This is a genomic window from Streptomyces sp. NBC_00102 (assembly GCF_026343115.1).
Classification (GTDB): Bacteria; Actinomycetota; Actinomycetes; order Streptomycetales; family Streptomycetaceae; genus Streptomyces.
This window is the reverse complement of record NZ_JAPEMC010000003.1, coordinates 266,464-282,217: the sequence shown is the minus strand read 5'-3', so window position 1 is coordinate 282,217 and position 15,754 is coordinate 266,464. Positions and strand designations below refer to the sequence as shown.

Genomic DNA, 15,754 nt, shown 5'->3' with positions numbered 1-15,754 from the left:
CTGCTCCTCGGTGTCGGTGGATCTCCGGCCGGTCCGGCGGCGGCCCGGCTCCATGGGCGGGCGGGACTACGGTGCCGGGACCGGGTCGAAGGTCATCGGCAGACCTCGGACCCGGTTGTCGAAGTTGGAGTCCACCAGATCCGGTTCGCCGAGCGCCCGCGCGGTGTCGGTCCGCACGAGGACCTCGGTGAACAGGGCTCGCATCTCCAGCCGGGCGAGGTGCGCGCCGAGGCAGTGGTGCGGGCCGCCGCCCCCGTATCCCAGATGCGGGTTGGGCGCCCTGGTGATGTCGAAGCGGTCCGGTTCCGCGAACACCGAGGCGTCGCGGTTGGCGGAGGCGTAGAAGAGCACGGCCTTGTCACCCGGGCGGAAGACGCGCCCGCCGAGTTCGTGCTCGGTGGTGACCGTCCGCCGGAACTGGATGATCGGCGTGGAGTGCCGGACGATCTCCTCCACCGCCCCGTCGATGTGCCGGTCGAGGCCGGACACCAGCAGGGCGCGCTGCTCCGGGAAGCGGGACAGCAGGGCCATCCCGTGCGCCAGGGCGTTCCTGGTCGTCTCCACGCCCGCGACCAGCAGCAACGAGAAGAAGGCGCCGAGTTCGCGGGCGCCGAGCGACTGGCCGTCCACGTCGGCGCGGACCAGGGCCGAGATCAGGTCGCCGGTGGGCCTGCGGCGCCGCTCGTGCGCGAGGCGCGCCATCACGAGCTGCATCCGGGCGAGCGAACGCAGCCCCCGGCCCGGCACCCGGATCCGGGCCAGACCGCGCCGCTCCACGCCGACGTGGCTCGACGCGTGGTCGATCTGGGCGGCGATCCACGGCCGGTACGTCCCCGGAACGCCCATCAGGTCGCAGATGACCTCGAAGGGCAGCCGGGCCGGGGCCGAGCGCATGAAGTCGGTGGAGCGGCCGGCCACCGCCTCGTCCACCAGCCGGCGAGTCACCCTGGCGATGTTCTCCTCGGCCTCGGCGAGCAGCCGCGGGGTGAAGGCGCGGGAGACGATCCGGCGCAGCCCCGCGTGGCCGGCGCCGTCCATGTTCACCATGGAGTTGCCGAAGACGGCCTTCGCCCAGCGGGCGGGCTCCGGGACGGTGACGCCCGGCGCGCTCGCGAAGACGTCGGCCCGCCGGCTCGCCGCCTTCACGTCGGCGTGTTTCACCAGGGCGTAGAAGGAGAGCCCCGCCTCCTTGCCGGTACGCGCGGTGAACCGCACCGGGGCGTCGAGTTCGCGCAGCAGCGCGAACGCCCGCAGACGCTCGGCGCGCGGCAGCCGCCAGAACGCGGGGTCCGCCAGATCGATGTCCTTCGGCCGTTCCGTACGCAGACCGGGGGCCTGTCCGGGCACGCTCATGTCCACCACCTTCGGCAGTCGGGTCTTCCATGCTGTCCCGGCCATACACGCCCGAGGCCCGACGCGGCCGCGAACTGCCCCGATTTCCCACGGTTGAGGGATTGACCGGCGCTGTGGCGAGCCGTTACGGGCGGGAGGGCGGCGCGCACCGTCTCATGGGCGTCGTCACCAGCCGCACCGACAAGCAGTTTCACCGACAAGTTCACCGGCGTTTACGGAGAGGCGGACGCAGATGGGTTCGAGCAGGAAGGGCCGGGGCCGCGCGGGCGAACGGAACGCGGCCACCCGCAGGGGTGTGCTGCGCACCGTGTTCGCGGTGGGGGTCGTGGCCGGAACCGGGGCCGCGTGGGAGCCGATCGTCGCCCGCGGCCCGGAGACCGGCGGTGCGGCACCCGCCCCCGGTCCCGTGCCGGGTACGGGACCGGGGGAGATCACCGAGACGTACCGGGGCAGGACGATCCGGGTGCGCCCGGGCGCGCCGGGTGGCGGGGCAGCGCCCGGGGTGCGCGCCGCGAGCGCCGCGTTCCACCCCGAGGTCACCATCGACGGCGCCCCCCTGCACCTCATGCGCCGGGCCGACGGGAGCTACCTCAGCATGGTCGCCCACTACGAGTCGCATCCGACGCCCCTCGCGGCCGCTCGCGCCGCGGTCGACGTCCTGGGCACGGCCCCGTTGTCCGCCGCACCCCGCGGCATCTGACCGAAGGACAGGTGGAAGGTGTACAGCCGAAAGAACCAGCGCGATCTCACCCGGACCGAACGGAAGAGGTTCGTCGACGCCGTGCTGACGCTCAAGCGCTCGGGGAGGTACGACGACTTCGTGGCGATGCACCGCGAGTTCTACGTCACGGACGGGGAGACCCGGCCCCGGGCGGCGCACATGACCCCGTCGTTCTTCCCCTGGCACCGCCAGTACCTGCTGGAGTTCGAGCGGGCCCTGCGCGAGACCGATCCGGTGGTCTCCGTCCCGTACTGGGACTGGACCCTCGACCGTTCGCCGGGGGGACCGCCGTGGACGCCGGACTTCCTCGGCGGCAACGGGAGGGAAGGGGACCGGCAGGTCACCACGGGCCCCTTCGCCCACCGGGAGGGGAACTGGTCGATCAGCAACGGCGCCGGAGACGGTCTTTTCCTCACCCGTGACTTCGGCCGGCCGGCCGATCCGGTGACACTGCCCACGGGGAAGGACGTGCGGGACGCGCTGAACGACCCGCTGTACGACACCGAGCCGTGGAACAGCCTCAGCCGGACCGGCTTCCGCAACCGGGTGGAGGGGTGGGGCATCCGGGGCGCCCGCGCCATCAGCAACCACAACCAGGTGCACCGCTGGGTCGGCGGCGCGATGGCCGGGGCGGGCTCACCGAACGACCCGGTCTTCTGGCTGCACCACGCGTTCATCGACCGGCTCTGGGACCGCTGGCAGCGAGCACATCCGGGCTCCGGCTACCTGCCCGCCCGCGAACTCGCCGACGACGATCCCCAGAGCGGCCGGGTGTTCTCCCGGAACGAGCCGCTGCCACCCTGGGGAGTGGCGCCGTCCGCGCTGCTCGACCACAGCACCGTGTACGGCTACGCCTGACGGTGATGATCTCCGTCGACAGGCGGCGAACAGCGCGGCGGCCGGTCTCCCCTCCGGGGATGAGGAGGGGAGACCGGCCGCCGTCAGCATGTCCGGGTCAGTGACCGTACGCGTCGTGGTCGCCCTCGTAGGCGTCCTCGTGGAGCGGCTGCGGCTGGGCCGAGCCGTTGACGCAGGTGTTGCCGAACGCCGGGTTCAGCAGACCGACGACGTTGATCGTGTTGCCGCAGACGTTGACCGGGACGTGCACGGGCACCGAGATGATGTTGCCCGAGATGACGCCGGGGGAGCCCGCGGCGACCGCACCGGCCCCGGCGTCGGCCGAGGCGAAGCCGGCGCCGCCGGCGATGAGGGCGCCGGTGCCCGCCAGGACGGCGGCGACCTTCGTGATACGCGACATCAAGAACTCCTATGGAAGAACGTTTCGTTGTGGAGCTACGGGGTATTGCGGCCCCGCACTGACTGACCAACGCGGAGAACGGCGGGCGGTAACGGATCGGAACGGAAGTTCTGGGTAGGGCTCCGCCGGATGGCTCAGTGACCCGCCCCCGTCAGAGCGGTGAAGCGCTCGTGCCAGTCCCGCGCGGCGGGGAAACGTGCCTTCACCGCCCTGGCCGCCCGGTCCCTCGCCGCCACCTGCGACGCACGCAGCCGCAGCACCGGTTCGAGCGCCGGCCGGGACAGCAGCAGCCGCTGGTTGACCACCGAGACCGGCTGCCAGTAACTCTTGTACTGCTCCGCGCCGCGCAGCAGGCTCAGCGTCCGCCGCCCGTCGGCGGCCGCCTGCCGCGAGACCTCGCGCAGCAGCAGGGTCGCCACGTCCACCTTCCGCTCCCGCAGCAGGGGATGCGCTCCGTACAGGTAGCAGCCGGTCAGCGGACCCGAGTGCAACGACAGGTTCGCCGCCAGCACCTCCCCGTCCAGCAGGAACTCCGTGAGCGTGGCCCCGCCGTCGCGGACCATCCGTCCCGCCGCGTGCGTCAGATGGGCCGCGAAACGGGGTCGCAGATGCTCGGGGTTGACGCCCCGCCCGCTCCACTGCAACGCGTGCAGCCGCAGCAGATCGCCCACGGTGGCCGGAACCCGCTCGACCGGCACCTCGCGGCACACGACGCCCAGCGCCTCGACCTTCCTGAGCTTGGCCCGCACCCGCTGGGCGCGGGAGCCCGACATCTCCTTGGCCAGCGTGGCGAGCGGCGCGGCCGGCAACTCCATGCAGGTGGAGTCCGTGAGCCGGACCCTGGGCCCCGTCCAGGCGGCGAAGAGCCGCTGCGCCAAGGCGTCGGGGCGCACCTCGCGCAGGTCGATCACGCTGGAGCGGGCGGTTCGGCGGAGGCCGCGCGCGAGGGCGCCGACCACAGCCTGGGTCCCGGCCTCGCCGGACTCCTCGTCGACGAGGATGTCGAAGAAGTCCGAGATCGCCCCGCCCATCGGCATCAGCACCGGCATGGGACGGTGCGCGAGCAGCAGCGCCGCCGCCCCCGCCAGCCGCCCGCCGCGCCGCACCAGGACGACCCGGAGATTCCGGTCCTGCCCGTACGACAGCCACCAGGAGTGCAGCCAGGCGTGACTCTGGAACGGTGTCGCCGACGGGCAGCGGCGGTGCAGCGCGTCCCACTCGGGCGCCAGGGCGGCGAACTCCCGGCCGTCCCGGCAGAGCGTGACCCTCAGAGGATCCTGCCGCAGCGGTGTCATCGCGCGGGCTCCCGCTCCTCTGTCACCAGCGACTCCGCCTCGTGCGCGGGGCCCGGCACCTGCGCCGGAGCCTGGGCCGGGTGCTCCTCGGGCCGCCGCCGCACCAGGAGCAGCAGCCCGCCGACGAGCCCGCCCGCGCTGCCGCCCACCGCCGCGGAGAGCGGTACGGAGGGCGAGGCCGGGTCGCTCGGCGCGACGGCGTGGGTGAACTGGATCAGCTTCACCCCGGTGTCCTTGGAGACGTGGCCCCCGCTGACGATGAGGGCCTCGACCACGGCGTCCGCGATCTCGGCGGCCTGCCGGGGCCGGGCGGCCGTACCGGTGACCGCGATCATCGGCGAGTCGGGGGAGGTCTCCGCCCGGACGTGGCCCCGCAGCTTCCGCAGCGGTTCGCCCGCCGCGCCCTGCGCGTAGCCGAGGGTCGCGTCGCCGGTCGCCAGCCGGCCGTACGACTGCGCGTACCCCAGCGCCGCCGCCGGGTCGGTGGTCTTCGTCGCCGCGACGGTCATCGCGTATCCGGTGGCCTCGTAACTCTTCGGTGTGAACAGACCGTAGGAGACTCCGCAGGCGGCACCCAGCAGGGCGCAGGCGGGCAGCGGCCACCAGAGGGGCGGACGGAGGGCGGAGCGGAGCCGGCGGGTCCGTCCGGGAGCGGCCGGGTTCTGGGCGGGGGTTTCGGTCATGACTCTGCTCTTTCCAGACGACGGGACGTGGCCAGGACGTGGCGGTACACGTCCATGAGGTGATGACTGCTGCGCCGGATGTCGTACGCGGCGACGGCGGCGGGCTGGGGAAGACGCTGGGGACCGATCGCCGCCAGGCCCCGCAGGGCCGCGGCGAGTTCGGTGGGGTCGCCGGTGATCCGGCGGGCGCCCGGGGCGCTGCCCGCGGGGAGGTCGTCGAGCGCGGGGCAGGCGTGGTGCAGGACGTGCAGGCCCGACGCGAGCGCCTCCACGACGGCCAGCCCGAACGATTCCTCGCGGGAGGCGGAGACGAACACGTCGACCGCACCGAGGACCGCGGCCACGTCCGGGCCGGGGCCGGAGGTGTCGCAGGTCCCGAGGAAGAGGACGCGGTCCGCCGCGCCGAGCCGTGCCGCCAGGGCGCGCAGCGACCCGAGCTCCGGCCCCTCCCCGGCCAGCACCAGCCGGACGCCGGGCAGCGCCGCGACGGCCCGCACGAGCGCGTCGAACCGCTTCCCCGGGACCAGCCGGCCCACACCCCCGACCACGAACGCGTCCGGGGGCAGGCCGAGGAGGGCGCGGGTGGAGCGCCGGGAGTCCGCGTCGAACCGGAACGCCCGCGCGTCGATGCCGTTCGGCACCACGTGGATGCGCTCGTCGGGCACGCCCCACTGCCGCAGCCGGCCGGCCACGGTGGGGGAGACCGCGACCGTCGCGGAGCCCAGCCGTTCCGTCCCCAGATAGAGCGCACGGGTGCCGGCGGTCAGTGGCCGGCCCTCGATCTCCGCGTGCCCCAGCGAGTGTTCGGTGGAGACACCGGCGCGCACCCCGGCGAGCCTCGCGGCGATCCGGCCGTAGACGCAGGCCCGGTAGAGGTGGGTGTGCACGAGGTCGTACGCGCCGCGTCGGACGAGCCGGGTGAGCCGGCCGACCGCCCTCAGGTCACGATTGCCCGCCATGCCGAGGTGGGTGACGTTCACCCCGTCGGCCCGCAGTCCGTCGGCGACCGCGCCGGGGTTGGTGAGCGTCACCACGTCGCAGGAGACCGGCAGGTGACGGATCATCAATCGCAACTGCTGCTCGGCGCCGCCGATTCCGAGGCCCGTGATCACGTGCAGCACCTTCACCGGCGGGCCCCCGCGAGCGGGCCCGAGGGGACCGGGCCGGAAGGCGTGCGGCCCGCCCGGTGGCGCATGTGGTGCCGCAACTCCTTCGCGCGCAGTCGCAACCCCTGGTCCGCGTGGCTGACATGGGTGCGCGGCAGCGCGAAGTCGCCCACGAGTGGGCCTGGTTGCAGGGCGCATCCGTACACGTACCCCGCCTCGCGCACCGAGTCCAGAACTCGCTGGTCGGCGTAGCCGTACGGGTGGCAGAAGCCCTCCGGGGCGGTCCCGGTGAGTTCCCGGACGAGTTCGCGGCTGCGCCGGGTCTCCGCGTGGACCTCTTCGTCGGGCAGTGCCGTCAGATCCCGGTGGCGGAGGCCGTGCGAGCCGATCTCCATGCCCGTGTCCGCGAGCCGCCGGATCTGGGTGTGGGTGAGGAGCGGCTTGCGAGGGCCCTCCGGATCCCATTCGTTGGTCCCGCCGTCGCGGCCGGGCAGGACGAACACGGTGGCGGTGAAGCCGTACCGGCGCAGGACCGGCAGGGCCGCGTCCACGAAGTCCGCGTACCCGTCGTCGAAGGTCAGCCCCACCAGACCGCGCCTGCCCCCGGCGTGCTCGCGCAGCAGGGTCCCCACCGACACGCCCACCATCCGACGGCTTCGCAGCCAGGCCAGTTGGGTGTCCAGGCGCTCGGGAGAGACGGTGATGCCGTACGGGTCGTCCGACGGGTCGCCGACCGAGTGGTAGGTCCAGATCCACGGCCTGGAGTCGGTGGCAGGGCTCAGGCGGGCCGGGCGGGGGACGGCGAGGTACGCCGACGGGTCACTTGCCATGGATGAACCTCTCTCGGGTCAGGGCCAGCAGATGGACGACTTCGGGAACCCGGCAGGCGCGTCCGGTGAGGAGGAAGACGGAGGGGACGAGGACACACCCCGCGGCGAGGCCCAGGACGGGATCGGCGACGGCGCCCGCGAAGACCCAGCCGGCCGCGGCGGCGACGGCGGCCGGCACCATCGGACGCAGGAGGGAGAGGCTCACCGCCCGCACCTCGATGGCGACCACCCGGGAGCCGAGCCCCTGGAGAAGGAGCGCTGCCGTGACGGTGATCCCCACCGCGTTCGCGGCGGCGATGCCGAGGACGCCGTAGGAGTACGTCACGGCGAACCCGGTACCGGTCGTGACCACCAGCCCGGTGGCCATCGCGAAACCGGGGTACCAGGTGGGGCGTCCGGAGGAGAAGAACGGCCGGCCCAGCGCGCCGACCAGGCAGTGGCCGAGGAGACCGAGGGCGTAGACCCGCATCACGTCGGCGGTCGCCCGGGTGTCCTCCGCGTCGAACGCGCCGCGCTGGAAGAGGACTTCGACGATCTGTGGGGCGTACCCGACGACCATGGCGGTGCCGAGCAGCACCACCAGGGCGGCCAGCGCCAGGTCGCGTTCGACCCGCAGCCGGGCACTCTCCCGGTCGCCGTCCGCCATCGCCTGCGCGACCACCGGGAAGGTCACCGTGCAGATCATCAGCGACAGCACCATCGGCATCTGCGCGACCTTCTGCGCGTAGTTCAGATGCGAGATGGAACCGGCGGGCAGTGAGGAGGCGAGGAACCGCTCGACCAGTACCTGCGCCTGACGGGCCACCACGAAGAGCAGCACGGGGGCGAGGACCGCGGCGCCGGGCAGCCGCGAGGCGGAGCCCGGGAGCCGGGGAACGGCCGCGCTTGCGGCGTCCGGACGCTCCGGCAGCGCGGCGCGTTCCCGGACGAGCACCCGGGAGCAGAAGGAGGGGACCTGGACCAGGACCATCAGCGCGCTGCCGACGGCCACCCCCACCGCCGCGGCCCGCACCCCCCACACCGAGTGCAGGCCGAGGGTCATCGCGATGATCCCGGCGTTGTACGCGACGTACACGGCGGCCGGAGGGCCGAAGCTCCCGTGCGCCCGCAGCGCGGCGCTGAAGTACCCGGTGATCCCGAAGGTGAGCACCGTGACGGCGGTCAGCCGGGTGCAGTCCACGGCGAGCCGGGGATCGGCCAGTCCGGGCGCCAGCATCCCGACCACCCAGGGAGCGCCAGCGAACAGCAGCGCCGCGCCCCCGGCCAGCAGGGTGAAGAGCCTGGGGAGGGTCGCCGCCACGAAGGCGCGGACCGGCTCGTCCTCGATGCCGTCCGGGCCGGCCGGGGCCGCCCGGCGGGCCAGCACCTGGCTGAACGCCGGTACCAGCAGCAGCGCCATTCCGTCCTCGATCAGCAGCGTCGCCGCCATCTCCGGGACGGTCCAGGCGACCAGGAAGGCGTCGCTGTCACCGCCCGCGCCGAAGAGGTGGGCGACGGTCTGGTCGCGCAGCAGCCCCAGCACGGCGCCGAACAGCGTGAGCCCCGCGGTCGCCGCGGCGGCACGCGCCAGGAACCGCGACAGCACCGGGGCGGCCCGACGGGGCGCGGTCCCGCCGATGGCGCCGGCGTCGGCGGCCGGAGCCCCGGCCACCGGCGGCCCCGGGTCCGGGAGGGGTGCCCGGCGGGGCGCCGCCACCCCGGTCCCCTCCGCTCCGGGCGGTGGCCCGGCAAAGGGACCGGGGCCGGTCGTGGTGTCGCTCACTCGCCGGCCGCCTTCGCCGGCGCGGTCAGCGCCCACCACGCGCCCAGCCCCAGCACGACACCCGTGAGCACGGTGGTGGGCCCGCCGATGTCCGAGTACAGGAAGTCGACGCTCTGCCACACCACCAGTCCCACGGCCACCAGCCCGCAGTCGACCGCACCTGCCATCCGGCGGCGGGCCAGGAACAGGGCACGTACCGAGGCCACGAGGACCGCCAGCCAGCCGCCCACGACGGTGACGAACCCGATCAGCCCCTGCTCGCCGAGGACCAGCAGATACATGTTGTGCGGGGAGAGCAGGGACTGCCTGCGGAACTCCTGGCCCGCCCCCTCCGTGTCGCTGCCGGAGGAGAGACCGATCGAGGCGTGACCGTCGCGGAACTCCGGGAAGCCCTTGAGACCGACGCCGGTCGCCGGACGCTCCCGCCACATGCTTCCGGCGGCCTCCCACAGGGTGTACCGGTCGTTGACGGAGCGGTCGGGCGCGCTCGCCACGTCGGTGACGCTGGAGAGCCGCTCGCGGACCATGTCGGAACCGATGCCGAACCCGCCGACCAGGACCACCGACAGCGCGCCCAGGACCAGCAGGGAGCGCGCCGCCGTGCGCCGCCCGGTCAGTACGACGACCGTGAGCGCCGCCAGCGCCGTGGCGATCCACGAACCCCGGCTGAACGAGACGGCGAGCGCCACGACCAGCCCCGCGGTGACGGCGAACGCACAGGGGCGCAGCCAGCGGCGGGTGGAGGCGGGCGGGCAGAGCGCGTACGGAACGGCGGCGAGCAGCCCGTACGCCACGACCGTCGCCATGCCCATGATGTCGCCGGGGCCGAAGGTCCCGACCGCACGGACCTCCTCGCCCATGTACGAGGCCCCGGTGCCGGTGGCGAACTGGCGGATTCCGATGAACCCTTGGACCAGGGCGAGCAGGACGAGCGCCGCCGTGAGGAGCCGGAAGCCGCGGGCGTCCCGGATCGTCAGGCACACGGCGAGCGGCACGAGGACGAAGATCTGGAGATACCGCACGAAGCCGGGCAGCGCCGCCACCGGGTCCGAGGCGGTGACGGTCGCCACGGCGAACCCGACGACCGCGAGCGCGGCGACGAGCACCGCGCCCGCCGGCAGGGGGCGGACGCGCCGGGCCAGCAGCCGTACCAGACAGCAGAGGACCGCCACACCCGACGCGAGGTCGGCCGGATGCGCCCCGGCGGAGTCGGGCGTTCCGGCGCCGCGGACGGGGAGGGCGAGCAGCAGGACGGTCGCCACCAGCGGCAGCAGGGCCCACAGGTCCAGCGCGCCGGCCGCGGACCCCTTCCCGGGAGAGGGCGAAGGCACCGTCTTCGGCGGCGGGGCCGGTGCCGCGACGTACGCGGGCGACGCGGTGGGGGCGGGTGCGACCGGGGCGTCGGTCGTGGGGGTTGTCATGCTCAGCTGCCTCCGCACCGGAAGAGGGAGAGGACGGTGCGGGCGAGCACGCAGACGTCCTGCCAGAGGGACCAGGTCTCGATGTACCGGTTGTCGAAGCGCGCGCGGTCCTCGATCGAGGTGTCTCCGCGCAGACCGTTCACCTGGGCGAGCCCGGTGATACCCACGGGCATCCGGTGGCGCGCCTGGTACCCGGGGTGGATGGTGCTGAACTGTGCTGCGAAGAAGGGGCGTTCGGGCCGGGGGCCGACCAGGCTCATGTCCCCGCGCAGGACGTTCCACAGCTGCGGCAGTTCGTCCAGCGAGGTACGGCGGAGCGCCCGGCCGACCGCGCTCATGCGCCGGTCGCCGGACACGTTCCACCGGGTGGCCGACTCGTGCGCGTCGGCGGGCCGCAGCGTACGGAACTTCAGGAGGGTGAACGGCCTTCCGTGCAGGCCGAGTCGCTCCTGCCGGAAGAGCACCCCCGGCCCGTCGCAGGCCCGTACCGCCAACGCGCAGGCCGCCAGTGCGGGGGAGGCGGCCAGTAGCGCGACGGAAGCGAGGACGATGTCCATCGCACGCTTGACCGCGTGGGAGAAGGGGTGTTGACGCCCGGCGTGCAGGCGGTGCGCGGAGTACCCCCACAAGTGGTCCGGACGTGCGGGCCGGTGCTCGGGGATCGCGCCGGTTGCCGGAGGCTCGAGCAGCCACATGCGGCAGCCGTGCCCGGCGAGCAGGGCGAACAGGTCGGTGCCCTCGGGGGTCGCCGCAGGATGTTCGGTGAACAGCACGTGGCCCACCCGCTCGCGTACGACGGTCCGGCCCGCCTCCTCCCGGGTGCGCAGGACCGGAGTCCGGCCCACCGGGCCGTCCTCCGCCACCATGCCCGCGTCCGCCGTGGACAGCGCGACGCGGCCCACCGCCCGCAGGCCGTACTCGGTGTGCTCCCGGAGGGCGGCCGTGACGCTCCGGGCGAGCGGGCCCGATCCCACCACCAGGGTCGGCCGGGGCCGGCGGGCGGCGGAACGCGCCGCGGCCCGGTACAGCACGCCCCGCGCGACGCAAGCGAAGAGCGTCTGCACCCCCACCGCGCAGAGCAGCGTGGTCCAGCCGATCGCGTAGCGGGTGTCGTACGTGGTGAGGGTCTCGGCGGTCACGAACCACTGGAGCAGCGTCAGTCCGAGCACCGCCGGGAACTCGGCCGCCGCGGAGCGGGACAGCCGGGGCCGGTAGAGGCCACGGGAGGAGTGGAGCAACAGCTGCGCGGCCGCCTGGACCGCGAAGACGGCGAGTGGCCACCGCGGGGCGGGACCCACCGCCGGGGCGAGGACCGCGACGAGCCCGTCCGCTCCCACGAGCAGCACGGTCAGCCGGTGCCGGCCGACCTGCCGGACGACGGGCTCGGAGTAGCGCCGGACCGGGCCGCCGCGTGGTCGATGGACGGTGGAAGAAACAGGGGGCAGCGTGGTCCCCCGGGCAGTGCCCGGGAGTGATGCACTCTCCGTCGTCATCGCTCGGTGCGCTCTCTCGTCGTGGTGCCGGACGGATGGACAAGTTCCTGGTAGAGGCGGGTGACGTCCGCCGCGGTCCTGCGGACGTCGAAGACCGCGCGGGCGTGCAGCTGGGCGGCGAGGCCGAGTTCCGTACGGAGGGCGGCGTCGGAGAGCAGGGCGGTGAGGGAGGCGCCGAGGGCCGCCGGGTCGTCCGGCGGGACGAGGCAGTGGGTGTCCTGCCCGGGCGGCAGGCTCTCCCTGGCACCGGCGACGTCGGTCATCACCACCGGTCTGCCGCAGGCCATCGCCTCCAGCGGCGCGAGGGCCATGCCCTCCCAGCGCGACGGCAGTACGACGGCGTCGGCCGCGTGGATCCAGGGGCGCACGTCGTCGGCCGTCCCGGCGAACAGGACGTCCGCCGGAGCCGCTCCGCGCAGCCGTGACTCCTCCGGTCCGCCGCCGACCAGGGCGAGCCGGGCGGTCCCCGGGCGCATCCCGCGCCACGCCTCCAGCAGGACGTCCTGGCCCTTCTGCCGGCTCAGACGGCCGACGCAGACAAGCAGCGGCGGCCCGTCCGGGAGGCCGAGTCCGGCCCGGGCGGCGGCACGGTCCAGGGGACCGGCCGGGCGGAAGTGGGTGAGATCGATGCCGTTGTGGATCACCGACCAGCGGGCCGCGATTCCCGCCCGCTCGCCCGCCCGGCGTTCCCAGTCGCTGACGCAGAGCACCCGGTCCGCCCAACGCGCCCCGAAACGCTCCCACTTCAGTACGGTCGACGCGGCACTTCCCCGTACCGCCTCGAACGACCAGGCGTGCGGCTGGAAGACGGTCGGAATCCGCCCACGCACCGCCATCCGCCCCGCCAGTCCGGCCTTCGCGCTGTGCGCGTGCACCACCTGCGGGCGGAGTTCCCGGACCAGGGCCCGGGCTCCGGCGATCTCGCGGGCCAGCCCGGGGCCTGGGTTGCGTACGGCCCGCCAGTCGTGGACCTCAGCCCCCGCGGCGGATGCCCGCGCGGCCAGCGGACCGTCCGGCGGACACGCGACGACGGGCCGGAGCCCGGCGCGTACCTGCGCCCGTACGAGATCGACGACGACCCGGGCGACGCCGCCCTCCACAGGCTGAACGAGGTGAAGAATCTTCAACAGAATTGCTCCGGGGTGACGTTCTCGCGGCGCCTTCGGCAGTTTCCGTGCGCACCCCGATGTGGCCGGCGGAATGCGTGACCGATCGAAAAGGTGTGCACATGCGTTCTGTGTGGTTTCCGGGGGCGGTCATGGGTGCCCGCCTTTCCGGGCGGGGTTGTTCGCGTCGCGCTGTCGCGCGAGGATGGAAAATGAGTTAAACCGAAGTGCACTTTGACAGACTGTCAGCCGGAATGCGTGTATGACTCGCTCGTTCGACTGGCCGCGCCGGACCCGAATGCCGCACGTCACTGAGCTGTTCGAATGTCGTGGGAGTCCGTGCGCCGCATGAGCGGAAACGTTCCGGCGGGGCAACGGGAGGCGCTCCTTCACCCTTTCGCCCGAAGAGCCTTGCTGTCCTTCACGGGAATTCCCGTTCGGATCCTCATATCCATGACAGAGGCGTGGAAGCGGGGAACCGGCCAAGGGACTTCACTCGCATTCCTCCGTGATGACCGCGCCCCGCCCGGAGTTTCGATCCATTCGGCCGAACGCTCCGTCTACCGGCGCCGACCCGTTCCGCCGGGCGCACCACCTCCTCGATGCGGTGACCCCCTTCCGCAGCTGTGCCCGCACGAGTGCACACGTCGTCGCCCGGGAAGGGAGCGCCGCCCCGCGGCGGAACCGGACGGAGCCTCTCCCGCGTCGTCCATCGGTGCGATCCGGACCGGCGGCCGGCTCGCGGGCCGGCGAGCCGCTCCGGCACGCGCGCGGGAGCTCTCACCGTCCCCGGTGCACCGTACGGATCGAGGAGAGCGATGCGACCGGCAAGAACCCCCGCCCCCGTCCCCCAGGGCGAACCGCGGGCGCAGACGGCCGGACCCGCCCGGCGGAGGTGGCACCTGCCGAGGCGGGGGAAGGCGGGAGCCGCGCTCGCCGTGGTGGTCGCCGTGCTGCTCGCCGTGCCCCGGCTGCTCCCCAACACCCCCGGCCGGCTGGGAAGTCTGCTGGAGACCTTGCTGCCGTGGCTCGGCCTCGCCGTGCCGGTACTGCTCTGCGTCGGGCTGCTGAGGAGGGCGCCGCTCGCCGTGGTGGCCGTGCTGCTCCCCGCCCTCGTCTGGGGCGTGCGGTTCGGCGGCCTCTTTCTCGGGGGGACCGACGGTTCCGGCCACCTGGTCGTGGTCCAGCACAACGTCAGCGACGAGAACGCCGACCCGGTGGGCACCGCGGCGGCCCTGAACCGGAGCGGGGCGCGGATCGTCGCCCTGGAGGAGCTGACCCCGCAGGCACTGCCGGTGTACGAGAAGGCCCTCGCGCCGCGCTTCCCGCACCATGCGGTGAGCGGCACCGTGGGGCTCTGGTCGGCCTTCCCCCTGGCGGACGTGCGTCCCGTGGACATCCGGCCGGACGGTATCCCCGAGGACTGGAACCGGGGCCTGAGGGCCACCGCGCGCACCCCGGACGGCGACCTCGCCGTCTACGTCGCCCACCTGCCGTCCATCCGCATCGGCGCGACGGGCCTGCGCTGCGCACTCCGCGACGAGAGCGCCGCCCTCCTCGCGGGCGCGATCCGCGACGAACCGCTGGAGCGGGTGCTCCTGCTCGGCGACCTCAACAGCACCGTGGACGACCGGGGGCTGCGCCCGCTCCGCGCACTCCTGGACGCCCCCGCCTCCGGAGTGGCGTTCAGCTGGCCCGGGGCGTTCCCGCTGGCCCGGATCGACCAGGTCCTCGCGCGGTCCGTCCGCGTCACCGGCATCCGTGCCCTCCCCGCCACGGGAAGCGACCACCTGCCGGTCGCCGCGTACGCCGACCTGCGGACCGGGGGCGCTGAGTAGCCGTACTCATGCGGACGGGTCTCTCTCCGCACGACCATGACGGTTGGTCATGTCGTCGTGGGCGAACCGGGGGAGCAGCATGGGCAAGTTCGTGGGCGCGATCTTCGCCGTCGCCGTTCTGGCGGGTTCGGTGGCACTGCTGTACGCCACCGACGCACCCCTCGCCACGGTCCTGGGGGTGGGCGCCGGTATCGCCTGCCTGCTCTGGCTGCTCCTCCTGCTGACCCTCCCCTGGAACCTCTACTTCCGGGCCCGGTCGGTGCTCACCGAGATCGCCGTCAGCCGGGACAAGGGCCTGGAGATCGCCCGGGCCCGCGACGACGAGGCGGCACGGATCGCACGGATGATGCTGCGGGTGGCGGTGGCCGGCCATGCCGTGACCGCGCTGCTCGTCCTCACGGCCACCCTCGTCCTAGGCGGCAGGGCGGGCTACTGGGTGGCCGCCTTCTTCCTGCTGAGTACCGCCTTCCGGCCCGCGGGCGCCTACTTCGCCCAGCTGCGCGAGCGGCTGGGCTCCCTCCTCAAGGACGTCACCTTCCCGCGCGACGACGTGGTGGAGCTGCGCGACCGGGTGGACGGCCTGACGGCGGGAGCGAAAGCTCTGGAGGAGCGGGTGGAGGAGCAGTACCGGGCCCTCGCCGAACTGCGGCGCACCGCCGACACCTCGGCGCTCTCCGCGCACCGGCGGGCCGACGAGGCCGACCGCCGGATCGAGGCCCTGGCACGGGAGTTCGAGTCGACGGTGAACCGGCTGACCAGCAACGAGGAGATCATCACCGGTCTCAAGGCGTTCCTGCGGCTGCTGCGCGCCGACAACGGGGTGGCCTGACCCGCGCTCGTGAGTACCGGGCCGCAGCGTACTGAGTAGGGTCGCGCATCCGCAGGCCG

14 protein-coding genes are annotated in these 15,754 nt (G+C 73.7%); 4 read left to right on the top strand and 10 right to left on the bottom strand.

The window, feature by feature from the left end; translation table 11 throughout:
- Positions 1-66 precede the first annotated feature (66 nt).
- A complete protein-coding gene (locus OHA55_RS31830) occupies positions 67-1,353 on the bottom strand; it encodes a cytochrome P450 (protein WP_266713073.1) in 1,287 nt (428 codons plus the stop codon).
- 232 nt (positions 1,354-1,585) lie between these two features.
- Here OHA55_RS31830 and OHA55_RS31825 point away from each other — a divergent pair, with 232 nt between their 5' ends.
- Entirely contained in the window at positions 1,586-2,053 is a 468-nt protein-coding gene (locus OHA55_RS31825; protein WP_266713071.1) for a tyrosinase family oxidase copper chaperone, read from the top strand.
- Positions 2,054-2,071: 18 nt separating this feature from the next.
- Entirely contained in the window at positions 2,072-2,932 is an 861-nt protein-coding gene (locus OHA55_RS31820) for a tyrosinase family protein (RefSeq protein ID WP_266713069.1), read from the top strand.
- A gap of 97 nt (positions 2,933-3,029) precedes the next feature.
- Here the strand turns inward: OHA55_RS31820 and OHA55_RS31815 are convergent, their stop codons facing one another.
- From OHA55_RS31815 to OHA55_RS31775, 9 genes are all read right to left on the bottom strand, one after another.
- A complete protein-coding gene (locus tag OHA55_RS31815) occupies positions 3,030-3,332 on the bottom strand; it encodes a chaplin (RefSeq protein ID WP_266713067.1) in 303 nt (100 codons plus the stop codon).
- 134 nt (positions 3,333-3,466) lie between these two features.
- Entirely contained in the window at positions 3,467-4,627 is a 1,161-nt protein-coding gene (locus tag OHA55_RS31810; protein ID WP_266713065.1) for a GNAT family N-acetyltransferase, read from the bottom strand.
- Positions 4,624-5,310 carry a lipopolysaccharide biosynthesis protein gene (locus OHA55_RS31805; protein WP_266713063.1) on the bottom strand — a complete coding sequence of 229 codons (687 nt, stop codon included), beginning with the start codon at positions 5,308-5,310 and terminating at the stop codon, positions 4,624-4,626. The genes OHA55_RS31810 and OHA55_RS31805 overlap by 4 nt, the downstream gene beginning before the upstream one ends.
- Positions 5,307-6,437, bottom strand: coding sequence for a glycosyltransferase (locus tag OHA55_RS31800; RefSeq protein WP_266713061.1), 1,131 nt, complete (start codon positions 6,435-6,437; stop codon positions 5,307-5,309). Before OHA55_RS31800 ends, OHA55_RS31805 begins: the two co-directional genes overlap by 4 nt.
- On the bottom strand, positions 6,434-7,246 hold the full coding sequence (locus OHA55_RS31795) for a polysaccharide deacetylase family protein (protein ID WP_266713059.1): 813 nt from the start codon (positions 7,244-7,246) through the stop codon (positions 6,434-6,436). The genes OHA55_RS31800 and OHA55_RS31795 overlap by 4 nt, the downstream gene beginning before the upstream one ends.
- A complete protein-coding gene (murJ, locus tag OHA55_RS31790; protein ID WP_266713558.1) occupies positions 7,236-8,897 on the bottom strand; it encodes a murein biosynthesis integral membrane protein MurJ in 1,662 nt (553 codons plus the stop codon). The genes OHA55_RS31795 and murJ overlap by 11 nt, the downstream gene beginning before the upstream one ends.
- 107 nt (positions 8,898-9,004) lie before the next feature.
- The gene (locus OHA55_RS31785; protein ID WP_266713057.1) at positions 9,005-10,429 is read right to left on the bottom strand and encodes an O-antigen ligase; all 1,425 of its coding nucleotides are present in this window, start codon (positions 10,427-10,429) and stop codon (positions 9,005-9,007) included.
- Between the two features lie 2 nt (positions 10,430-10,431).
- Complete coding sequence (locus tag OHA55_RS31780) at positions 10,432-11,922, bottom strand: exopolysaccharide biosynthesis polyprenyl glycosylphosphotransferase (protein ID WP_266713055.1); 1,491 nt, start codon at positions 11,920-11,922, stop codon at positions 10,432-10,434.
- Positions 11,919-13,049, bottom strand: a complete 1,131-nt coding sequence (locus OHA55_RS31775) for a glycosyltransferase (protein WP_266713053.1) — start codon at positions 13,047-13,049, stop codon at positions 11,919-11,921. The genes OHA55_RS31780 and OHA55_RS31775 overlap by 4 nt, the downstream gene beginning before the upstream one ends.
- A 797-nt stretch (positions 13,050-13,846) precedes the next feature.
- Here OHA55_RS31775 and OHA55_RS31770 point away from each other — a divergent pair.
- Both OHA55_RS31770 and OHA55_RS31765 read left to right on the top strand, forming a co-directional pair.
- The gene (locus OHA55_RS31770; RefSeq protein WP_266713051.1) at positions 13,847-14,866 is read left to right on the top strand and encodes an endonuclease/exonuclease/phosphatase family protein; all 1,020 of its coding nucleotides are present in this window, start codon (positions 13,847-13,849) and stop codon (positions 14,864-14,866) included.
- Positions 14,867-14,945: 79 nt separating this feature from the next.
- Positions 14,946-15,695 (top strand): hypothetical protein, encoded by a 750-nt coding sequence (locus OHA55_RS31765; protein ID WP_266713049.1) that lies wholly within the window; start codon positions 14,946-14,948, stop codon positions 15,693-15,695.
- Positions 15,696-15,754 lie beyond the last annotated feature (59 nt).